13 protein-coding genes and 1 pseudogene are annotated in these 6,739 nt (G+C 35.0%); 8 read left to right on the top strand and 6 right to left on the bottom strand.

Annotated elements, in window-relative coordinates:
- Nucleotides 1–267: 267 nt before the first annotated feature.
- On the top strand, nucleotides 268–498 hold the full coding sequence (locus GGR10_RS06800) for a hypothetical protein (protein WP_210268817.1): 231 nt from the start codon (nucleotides 268–270) through the stop codon (nucleotides 496–498).
- A gap of 166 nt (nucleotides 499–664) precedes the next feature.
- Here the strand turns inward: GGR10_RS06800 and GGR10_RS06600 are convergent, their stop codons facing one another.
- Together GGR10_RS06600 and GGR10_RS06595 are read right to left on the bottom strand one after the other, a co-directional pair.
- Nucleotides 665–1,093 (bottom strand): type II toxin-antitoxin system HicB family antitoxin, encoded by a 429-nt coding sequence (locus GGR10_RS06600; RefSeq protein ID WP_182480429.1) that lies wholly within the window; start codon nucleotides 1,091–1,093, stop codon nucleotides 665–667.
- A gap of 72 nt (nucleotides 1,094–1,165) precedes the next feature.
- Entirely contained in the window at nucleotides 1,166–1,360 is a 195-nt protein-coding gene (locus tag GGR10_RS06595) for a hypothetical protein (RefSeq protein ID WP_182480428.1), read from the bottom strand.
- Nucleotides 1,361–1,535: 175 nt separating this feature from the next.
- Between GGR10_RS06595 and GGR10_RS06590 the strand changes: the two genes are divergently transcribed.
- Nucleotides 1,536–1,913, top strand: coding sequence for a hypothetical protein (locus GGR10_RS06590; protein ID WP_246316894.1), 378 nt, complete (start codon nucleotides 1,536–1,538; stop codon nucleotides 1,911–1,913).
- A gap of 210 nt (nucleotides 1,914–2,123) precedes the next feature.
- Here the strand turns inward: GGR10_RS06590 and GGR10_RS06585 are convergent, their stop codons facing one another.
- Together GGR10_RS06585 and GGR10_RS06580 are read right to left on the bottom strand one after the other, a co-directional pair.
- Nucleotides 2,124–2,435, bottom strand: coding sequence for an addiction module antidote protein (locus GGR10_RS06585; RefSeq protein ID WP_182480427.1), 312 nt, complete (start codon nucleotides 2,433–2,435; stop codon nucleotides 2,124–2,126).
- Nucleotides 2,422–2,724, bottom strand: a complete 303-nt coding sequence (locus tag GGR10_RS06580; RefSeq protein WP_078690285.1) for a type II toxin-antitoxin system RelE/ParE family toxin — start codon at nucleotides 2,722–2,724, stop codon at nucleotides 2,422–2,424. The genes GGR10_RS06585 and GGR10_RS06580 overlap by 14 nt, the downstream gene beginning before the upstream one ends.
- Nucleotides 2,725–3,144: 420 nt before the next feature.
- On the opposite strand from GGR10_RS06580, the pseudogene ssb reads away from it, so the two are divergent.
- The 5 genes and pseudogenes from ssb to GGR10_RS06560 form a co-directional block, all read left to right on the top strand.
- Nucleotides 3,145–3,489, top strand: a pseudogene (ssb, locus tag GGR10_RS06575) (single-stranded DNA-binding protein); the annotation flags it as partial.
- Complete coding sequence (locus GGR10_RS07040) at nucleotides 3,476–3,610, top strand: hypothetical protein (protein ID WP_281431890.1); 135 nt, start codon at nucleotides 3,476–3,478, stop codon at nucleotides 3,608–3,610. The pseudogene ssb and the gene GGR10_RS07040, both read left to right, overlap by 14 nt.
- A gap of 58 nt (nucleotides 3,611–3,668) precedes the next feature.
- On the top strand, nucleotides 3,669–4,187 hold the full coding sequence (locus GGR10_RS06570; RefSeq protein ID WP_182480426.1) for a Panacea domain-containing protein: 519 nt from the start codon (nucleotides 3,669–3,671) through the stop codon (nucleotides 4,185–4,187).
- Nucleotides 4,108–4,575 carry a hypothetical protein gene (locus GGR10_RS06565; protein WP_182480431.1) on the top strand — a complete coding sequence of 156 codons (468 nt, stop codon included), beginning with the start codon at nucleotides 4,108–4,110 and terminating at the stop codon, nucleotides 4,573–4,575. The genes GGR10_RS06570 and GGR10_RS06565 overlap by 80 nt, the downstream gene beginning before the upstream one ends.
- A complete protein-coding gene (locus tag GGR10_RS06560; RefSeq protein WP_182480425.1) occupies nucleotides 4,562–5,110 on the top strand; it encodes a hypothetical protein in 549 nt (182 codons plus the stop codon). The genes GGR10_RS06565 and GGR10_RS06560 overlap by 14 nt, the downstream gene beginning before the upstream one ends.
- Here the strand turns inward: GGR10_RS06560 and GGR10_RS06555 are convergent.
- Together GGR10_RS06555 and GGR10_RS06550 are read right to left on the bottom strand one after the other, a co-directional pair.
- Complete coding sequence (locus tag GGR10_RS06555) at nucleotides 5,107–5,529, bottom strand: type II toxin-antitoxin system HicB family antitoxin (protein ID WP_182480424.1); 423 nt, start codon at nucleotides 5,527–5,529, stop codon at nucleotides 5,107–5,109. The two genes, GGR10_RS06560 and GGR10_RS06555, sit on opposite strands and share 4 nt — an antisense overlap.
- 29 nt (nucleotides 5,530–5,558) lie before the next feature.
- Entirely contained in the window at nucleotides 5,559–5,741 is a 183-nt protein-coding gene (locus tag GGR10_RS06550) for a type II toxin-antitoxin system HicA family toxin (RefSeq protein ID WP_010702043.1), read from the bottom strand.
- A 463-nt stretch (nucleotides 5,742–6,204) separates the two neighbouring features.
- Between GGR10_RS06550 and GGR10_RS06545 the strand changes: the two genes are divergently transcribed.
- Nucleotides 6,205–6,582, top strand: a complete 378-nt coding sequence (locus GGR10_RS06545) for a hypothetical protein (RefSeq protein WP_182480423.1) — start codon at nucleotides 6,205–6,207, stop codon at nucleotides 6,580–6,582.
- Nucleotides 6,583–6,739: the final 157 nt, after the last annotated feature.

The raw sequence follows: 6,739 nt of genomic DNA, 5'->3' as shown, positions 1-6,739 counted from the left end.
CGCTAGACGCTCTGTCATAGCGTGCATGGCCGTATATTGCCTAAACTAAGGTGTATAAGAACATGAGTATAGAAAAGAAATATGAGCTAACAGAAAATGGTATGTTTTTATACGTTACGAATCTAAAGGGATATATTACGGTGTTCTTCACCGTATTCGTGCCTTAAGAAACTTTGGTGATGTTAAAGCTGGTAACCTTGGTGGTCTTATAGAGACAGAAGACAATCTTTCTCATGAGGGTGATTGTTGGGGTGGTGGTAGTGCACATTGGTGTGTGGTGAAGCTTTAGTTTACAACAATGCTATCGTGTGTGGTGATACTGTTGTTTGTGTCCACGTTTATGGTAATGCTCATGTGTCTGGAAATACTCGTATTTATATTGATGCAAAAGTTTATGGGAATGCAAAAATCACAAGACTAAGCAGGTTGCGTTATGTTCCAGAAAATTGTGAGGTTTATGAAAGCAATAATCCTGTCAAGGTTGCTATAGCAGCGTAAATAACAGGCGCGGGGGACGCCTGCTTTTAAACAGCAAAAAACAAAGCCGCGTCATTTATGGAAGGTAGCTTAACTGTTTTTATAAATAATCTTGTAAATTTGTTTAACTTAAATGGTGTCTACTCTTCTTTAGAGTAAATGATATATCTAACAAAATGGGGAGAGGTTAAGCTGCATCCTTAATTGTGATAATCACCTGTTTACCGAGAACGGCCAATGCTTGTTCCAACGTTTGAAGTTTAGTTGGATGGTTTGGATCAAGAATGCGTCGTGCTTCTGTTTCTTTTTTACTGAGACGATTAGCTAATTCCGTTTTTGTGATATTAGCTTCATTAAAAGCTTCTACCACTGCTAATTTAAGAGCATTCCACGCATCAACTGTTACTGCCACTAAGTTTTTATACCGTTGTGGTGTAGGTAAAGGCAACCCCCGCATAGTATAACTACGCAATGCCAACCCTAAAGCTTCAGTTGCGTGCTCTAACGCTTCAGAACGATCTTTTCCAGCTGTGATTGCCTCAGGTACATCCGGAAAGGTTACTACAAAGCCGCCATCTGGATCAGCTTCTAATTTTGCTTGATAAATATACTCCATTTTAGACCTCTCTATTACTACCATATTACCAAACATATTTGAAACGAAGAGTTAAAAGCATTTGAGCTTGTTTTACACCCCTAACTGCTTTTTTATTATTTTCACATAAAGTGGTGTTAACTCACCAGATTTGATAACAGTCGTTTTATCTCCAAAAGTTACTAAACAATGCGAGCCTTTACCCGTATCAAGAGCTTCACTATAATGATGAATGTCTCTTTTTCTAGCTTCTTTACGCAATTCTCTGAGAAGAGCTTCTCGTTTCATTTGGTCCCTCTTTAATTCTCAATACAATTTATATTGCACAAAAAAGTTCGAAATTCAACAATAAAACAAACAAAAAAGTTCGAATTTATAAAAACATCTACTATTTTTGATCTTCCAAAATAGCTTTCACTGCTTGAACCAATTGATCTTCTTTAATGACACAGAAAACAGTTCTGTGGACAGAAACCTATTAAGAAAAACTGAAAAACATACAGAGGTTACAGAAGGAATGACTATGTTTCATATACCTGAAAAAATTAGATTTTTAAAGACGCACCATAATGGAGACGCAACCTTAGAACAGGATGCACTCTTAACCTCAAAAACAAATATTCAATGGCAGAAAATTTTTGATGATCTTCTCCTCTATGTCTACAACAGTTGCCAAGGAAAAAATAAAAGAAAAAATCCTAATATTAGTTTTCAGAAAGACGTTATTGATTTTTTTCATGATCATGATGCGGTTGAGCAGCGTATTGCAGCTATCAATTATTATTTGTCTGATCGTTTGTTTAAAAACGATTTTGATTATTGTGAGATAAAGAGATGTTGAGAGTTTAGTGGTTTTGATGATTTTTACTTAATAGCACAAGTAGATGGCTCTGTATTTTCTCTCTATAAAGGAGATGAGAAATACCGTAAGATTTTTTATTCTAAAGTTGTGAATAAAAATCCTCTTTAATGCTTACATCATTTGGATTTATCCCCTAGCCTTAAATAACGTTAGAGTAATGGTATATCTAACAAAATGAGGAGAGGATCTTTAAGCTTTTTCTAAAGATGTATGTTCTTCATTTTGAATGGGTGTTAGGCTAATTTGCAAATTCAAAGCACTCAAAACATTAAAGAAAGTTGAAAGCTTAGGATCACCTTTGTCGCTTAAAGAGCGATAAAGAGATTCTCTTGATAACCCAGCGTCTTTAGCAATTTTACTCATTCCTTGGTTTTTTGCTATTATCCCAAGAACGTGAGCAAGATACTGACTATTTTTAGTTTCAAGAGCGTCTTGTAAAAGAATTTGTTGAGCTTCAGGAGTTTTAAAATACTCACTTGTATCAAATTTAGTGATTTCCATGTTTGAGTTCCTTTACTATTCGCAGGGCTTTTTCGATATCCTTTTGTTGGGTAGATTTATCACCACCATTAAGAAGTAGAATAATTTCTTGCCCTTGTTTTATAAAATAAACCCGATAGCCAGGGCCATGATTTATTTTTAATTCCCCAATGCCATGAAAGAATTTTACATTGCCCAAAAGCCCCGTTTCTATCCTTGCTATCCGTGTTACAATATGCGCTTGTGCAATCTCATCTTTTAAAGAATCTAGCCACTGTATGAAATATTTTGTCTTGTACACTGTAAACATATGTAACTTATAGGATACAGTTGTTACAATGTCAAACATAATTTCTATTTGATGACAGAGAAATTTTCTTAATTATCAGATATGTTTTATTTTAAATTTCCACTGAGGTAGTTTAGAGAGAGCGTGTGCAATTTGTCCTCTATGACACATGCATACATTTGCTTCAAAACAAGTAATTGCAATGCGTTTTCTGTTTAAAAAAAGTTGATTGCGCTGGTTTATGATTTGCTTAAAAGCAAACAAATGAAATTATAGCACAAAAAAGCATTTATGCACGGATAAAATAAACAATAAAATGTTTATTTTCAGTTATTTATGCTGTTTTTTATTTGGAAAAATGCACTGTGTCATGCTATAGTAAAAGCAGCTTTTCATATCCGTATTTCATTTCAATTATTTTCCTTAGAAAAGATAAAAAACATGCTTAATAAAGTAACTTTAATTGGCAATCTCGGTGCCGATCCCGAAAGCAGAACAATGCCATCTGGTGCAGAGGTGGTGAACTTTCGTATAGGCACTTCTCAAAGCTATGTAGATAAAACAACTTCTCAAAGAATAAATAAAACAGAATGGCATTCTATAGTGGTTTTTAATCCGCATTTTGCAAAGGTTGCACTTCAGTATCTAAATAAAGGTTCCAAGGTTTATGTTGAAGGTCAATTACAGACGCGTAAATGGCAAGATAAAAGCGGACAAACACACTACACAACAGAAATTGTCTTACCGCAATATAAAGGTGAACTGAAAATCCTTGATAGTAAAAAATGGTGACGATTTTGATCAAGAGCAAACTTATCTTACGATAGAAGCTTTTCAGTCACCTTTTGATATGCCTTTAATTGTTATGCATAATAACATCCCTTTTGAAAAGGGATTGATTGAATGAAGGTATTCATTATGTTATAATATATTTTGTGAAATTATATATTTTGTAACGGAATAGTATGTATCAAGTTCAACAAATTGCTAACTTCTTCCTTGAAAAGGGACGTGAAGAAAATATTTCAATCTCACCTTTGAAACTCATTAAGCTAGTTTATCTTGCGTATGGATGGATGCTGGCGGCTACAGATAAGCGTCTCTTTCCTGATGCCATAGAAGCATGGCAGCACGGACCAGTAATTCCAGCGCTTTATCATGAATTTAAAGATTGGGGAAGGCGTTTTATCGATTGCTATTCCCGAACAGTTAATCTAGAAACAGGAGAGATTTTTGTACCAAAAATCATTAAAAATTCATCTAATGAATATAACCTTAAGTTATTAGAAATTGTTTGGAATGCTTATAAAAATTTTTCACCTTGGCGTCTTTGTGCTGACTCTCATGAGGATGGATCACCGTGGCAAAAAGTTTATGATGGGCAGTGGGGTATAAAGCTTAAAGATGATGACATCAAGGAATATTTCATACAAAAAATCAACGCGTATTCACAAGAAGCAAAAAAAACAACCTCTTCAACTTGAACAACTTCAGCGTGCTGGTGATACTCTTGGAAATCAAGATACTTCTTTTATATTGTCTCAATCTTTAGTTAAGGTTACTGCAGATTGTCGTCCTAGAACGACTATTCATTATGCTGTTACAGAACAAGAAATAGACGCGTTAAAAGACTGCTCAATATATATACAGCATTTTGATACAGTCCTAGGTATTCTGTTAGGAGCTGTCGTAACTTTAGTTTTGGGGCTAATATGGGATAGAACCCATTGGGTAGAGAAAACAATAGTTTCTTTTATAATAAGTGTTTTCATTGGGTGGCTCTTTTACTTGAAGCGAAAGAAACTGTCCAGGGCAGAGAAAATTTGGCAATATATTAAAGAGGCATCTGAGGGCGTGAATGAAAAAACGTAAAAAACGGGGAAGACCTAGAATAGAAGGTCAAATAAGAGAACCCAATGGACGTATCTCACGTGCAAAAATACCTGATAAGTCTTCATATCAACAGACACTTGAAATGCGTGCCAAGCGTTATGGAGCGAGTATTCAAGATGCGAAAAACCCACTTATGGGCACTTATGTAGGGCGGTTATATTTATTGGAAAAAAAGATTAATCAAGATCAATACGATGCATCACAGCAGTATATTCAGGTGCGAAATGATTATTGGTGTGCGAAAGGGTTTCCAGGGGCTATTTATGATGAAACACCAATATCTTCTGATGATAGAGAAAGGGACAAGTGGGTTGAGACAGCAACTGATCGCTATGAAGCTATGCAAGAGGTTATTAGAGAAACACAAAGTTTATATCGTCGGTATAATCTTCATGATGCATTAGAGCATCTGGTTATAGAAGACCAACAATTGCCACATCTTGTCGGTTCTTTACGCATGGCTTTGAATGCTCTTCAGAAATACTGTCCGGAAAAAAAACTTTGTAAGCTTTAAGCAGCGTCTTGAATATCAATAGTAACTGATTTTCCGAGAGTGAGGAGAGCGTATTCTAAAGCATCTAGTTTCGTTGCGTGATTTAAATCTAACAATCGATCGATTTGTATAGGATGACATTGCAAAAGGCGCACAAGATCGGCTTTACGCAAATTTTTTTCGACCATGGCATTATGGATTGCAATTTTTAAAGTGATCAATGAAGATACTTCAATAAAAGGGTAAGCAGTATTATGAGTTCCAAAAGGGATGACTTCACGGTCTTGAAAACGCCCTTCAATAACCGTTAAAAGGGCATTTTTAGCGTGTTCTAAAGCTTCTTTTTCATTGTTTCCATAAGTGATAAACTCTTTAAAATCTTTAGCAATAACAATAAGAGTATCATTATCATCTTGAATGAATTTGATAGCATATTTCATTTTTATGTTCCTTTTATTGAAGTTATAATTTATTTCAAATTAAGATCTTTGAGGATCTTTTGAACTAATCCTGTCCCTAATTCCTTTCGTGCACCATGCATAGGCAAAACAGATTTTTTGGAACCGCGTTTTACAATCAAATGACCACCTTTTCCTGGAATGAAACTACAGCCTTGTTTTGTGAGATATTTTTTCAATTCTTGACTATTCATAATAATAGAATAACATCTAAATTGTTTCAATACAACATAAATGTTGTTTTGTGCGTTAAGTTAGTAAATTAAGTGCAGTTAATACTGTATGTCATGTGTTAATATTTAAGCAATCAAATGCAAAAAGAAGATTTTTAACTTTTCTTCTACGATCATTTACACTTAAAAAGTACCATATTAGGTTGAGTGAGATAAAAAATACCAGATTGTTATTCTTTTAGTTGACATGGGGATATAAATAGTATTTAATAGCGTTACTGCACGTGTTTTTGTGCGCCCAAAATTACAGAATCATGTAATTTTTTTCTTGTTGGTGTTGTTTTAAAAGCCCTGCAAATGCAGGGTTTTTTGATTCAACAAATCTAATTTAGTCATTCCTATTTTTTATGATTTATTGACCTCACTCCCTCCCCTCCTGAGAGTGAGGTCTTTTTTATGTCTCAATCTCTCCAAAGGAATAATTATGGGAAAAGTACAAGTAGTTATCACAAGACCTATGTGTGTTCTTGGTGATAACAAAACAACTGTTCGTTTTGAGCCTTCCACAAAAAGTGAGCCATTCGTTGAGGTTTCTTATCAGGTGTATTATCGCCTTAAACGCGCTGGTGCTGCCAAGCTTTATCAACAATGGCTATCACAAAACGTTAATGAAAAACCTAAACCTAATGAACAAGAAGTTTCTATACCAGAACCTAATGAGCAAGAAGTCTCTACAGATGTAGATACGCAAGATACTGAACAAACTACTCAAAAGGTTGAGCAAACGTCTATAGAATCTAGCAAACAATCTCCAAAAGCAAAAACTTCTAAATCCTCGACGCGTGCGACAAAAAAGGCTTAGGTTTTGGCGTTAAAGATCCATGCAAAGTGGTATCTGCAACAAGCAGAAAATACTTTTACTAGTCTTCAAGCACCGCGTCTTCATTGGGCTTTGCGTAATGCTATTAATAGCACAGCAAAGCAGGTTGAACGTTTTGCTGAAAAGAAAGTTGCAGAGG

Origin of the sequence: Bartonella chomelii, assembly GCF_014138465.1 — a bacterium.
GTDB lineage: Bacteria > Pseudomonadota > Alphaproteobacteria > Rhizobiales > Rhizobiaceae > Bartonella > Bartonella schoenbuchensis.
The sequence above is the reverse complement of the archived record's forward strand: the minus strand, read 5'-3'. Positions and strand labels throughout refer to the sequence as shown.